This window comes from Mesorhizobium sp. M7D.F.Ca.US.004.03.1.1, from assembly GCF_003998635.1.
Classification (GTDB): Bacteria; Pseudomonadota; Alphaproteobacteria; order Rhizobiales; family Rhizobiaceae; genus Mesorhizobium; species Mesorhizobium loti.
Window position 1 is genome coordinate 1 of record NZ_RZQG01001215.1, and the last position, 1,479, is coordinate 1,479.

The 1,479-nt window shown below is 61.2% G+C and carries 2 protein-coding genes; one reads left to right on the top strand and one right to left on the bottom strand.

Annotation, left to right across the window (positions count from 1 at the left end; translation table 11 throughout):
• The coding region (locus EN935_RS35705) for a sterol desaturase family protein (RefSeq protein ID WP_164771670.1) at positions 1-847 on the bottom strand (847 nt) is incomplete at its 3' end.
• Positions 848-1,132: 285 nt separating this feature from the next.
• Between EN935_RS35705 and EN935_RS35710 the strand changes: the two genes are divergently transcribed.
• On the top strand, positions 1,133-1,479 hold a 347-nt coding region (locus EN935_RS35710; protein ID WP_164771671.1), incomplete at its 3' end, for a LacI family DNA-binding transcriptional regulator.

The following is a 1,479-nucleotide window of genomic DNA, read 5'->3' on the forward strand; positions in this document are numbered from 1 at the left end:
GCGCGTAGGCGTGGCTATCGACGGCCTTGTCGTCGGTCACTTCCAGCTTGTCGAAGCCGAGATGGCCATTGACGGCACCGAAGCCGGCAACATGCAGCTGGAACAGCGCGACGATCGGATTGGACGGGATGACCAGGTGCCAGAAGGCGACAGCGTGATAGAGGAAGCCTTCCACCGGATGCATCGACAGCGACGACCAGGGCGAGGGGTTGATCGAGTTGTGGTGGACCGAATGGATCCAGCGATAGAGCGGGCCCCAGTGGATCAGGCGGTGGATGAAGAAGAAGTGCACCTCGTGGATGGCCGGCGCGACCAGCACCAGTGCGGCGAGGTAGACCGGATGATCCGCCCAGCCGACCCACGGCACGTAGCCATTGGCAAAACACCAGAGGAAGACGACTTCGACCACGGTCCACAGCGGGATCGTGATGAAGAACGAGCGCAGGAAGTTGTCGAGGTTCTGGCTCTGGAACCAGAACACGTCGGAGGGCGCATCGCCGGGGAATTTGTGGTTGTATTTGAACCGCGTCGCCTGGGTGCGCTTGATGTAATAGCGCAGCTCGAAGATGCCGTAGAAGACGAGGATCGTGGCGGCATTGACGGCATAGAGCCACAGCGCCCAGCCCCAGCTGATCGTCTTCATCGTCTCGACGCCAGGCACGATATAGAACCAGTAGATCAGCGCCGTGGCCATGTGGAAGGCATTCCACGGCCAGATATAGCCGGGTAGCCATGCCAGGATCTTCGGCAGCCTGGGCGGCCAGTTCCATAACGGCGCCCCCTCGATGCGTCCGTTCGGCTTCCAGTCGCCGCGCTTGTCGCGCACGCCGTATTTGAGATCGTCCATGCAATCCTCCATCCGCAATGCCGCACCCGCAACGTCTTGGGATGGGCCGCACGCGCACGCTGCCTCACACCGCCTGAGAGCGGTGGGCGAAAACCCGTCTGCGCTGTGCTGCTGCTATCCCTGGGCTGGCGGTGCGTCCGCCTTGCTTGCTTTTGACGAGATAAACATCTTGATCCAAAATGAATCAAGAATAGAATGTTTGTTCCAAATGGATTGTGTCATTCATATCAATCTGACGCGATGAATGATATTTTCGTATCAATTGCTACAGGCGGATGAGACGAAATGGATCAGAACAAGCGCCCGACGATCAGGGATGTAGCTGCCGAGGCGAATGTTTCGGTGGCCACCGTCAACCGGGTGCTGAGCGGCGCTGGTGCCGTCCGCCAGGGCACGCGCGAGCGCGTCAGGCTGGCCGCCGAGCAGATTGGCTTCTACGGCATGGGCGCGCTGCGCAGCCGCATAGCGGCCGCACGGCCGCACTACCGCTTTGGCTTCCTGCTGCACCAGCCGGGCCGCGCCTTCTACCGCAACATCGCCGAGGCGCTGCGCGCGGTGGCGCCGGCCATGCCCGACTGCGAGATAGAACTGCGCATCGAGTTTCTCGACGATCTGTCGCCGCAAAACGTCGG